This window comes from Sphingobacterium sp. MYb388, from assembly GCF_037479535.1.
In the GTDB taxonomy this organism is placed as follows: domain Bacteria; phylum Bacteroidota; class Bacteroidia; order Sphingobacteriales; family Sphingobacteriaceae; genus Sphingobacterium; species Sphingobacterium anhuiense.
Genome location: NZ_JBBGYV010000029.1, coordinates 1 through 607, shown reverse-complemented (window position 1 = coordinate 607; position 607 = coordinate 1). Strand labels below are relative to the sequence as shown.

The window sequence follows — 607 nt, the reverse complement described above, 5'->3', positions numbered from 1 at the left end:
AAAAGAAAACTAAAGTATCGATTACAGTGTCACGCCAACCATCAAGGCTATTCCTTTTGACTCTAGATCTACTCTTCCATAACCGATACCGGTAAGAAAAGTACAATAACATGGCGAATACAAAAAGAAACTATGAACTGATACCATTTTGATACTCATGTAAAAAATCACTTGTTGTAAGTCCAGTCTGTTTTTTAAAGAAACGCATTAAATGGTTGGATTCTGAAAAATTAAGCTGATAGGCAATCTCTGCAACGGTAAGCTTGGAATGAATTAGGTAATCTTTGATTTCTATCAGTAAACGTTGCTTTAGCAAATGAGTCGCTGTAACATTGAATTGATTTTTAACCGCTTTATTAAGAGCAATCCGATTAATATGAAGAAGTTCGGTATAATCACTTATACGCTGCTTTTCTTTGATGTGAATTTCTATTAATTGCTTAAACGCGAAAGCATCATTTTGTTCATTTTTTTCTACTGCCAAATGATTTATCTGACTATATTCTCGGTTTAGTTTTTGAAGCAGATAATAAATCAATGAACGGATAATATGTACACTGTCAATTCTAGTCCTTACCAATTCTGATTTTATTTCAGCAAGAAGAGA

At 32.6% G+C, this 607-nt stretch carries 1 protein-coding gene; it reads right to left on the bottom strand.

The features are described from left to right. Window positions 1-130 precede the first annotated feature (130 nt). A partial coding sequence (locus WH188_RS26235; RefSeq protein ID WP_339424890.1) for a helix-turn-helix domain-containing protein occupies window positions 131-607 on the bottom strand: 477 nt, incomplete at its 5' end.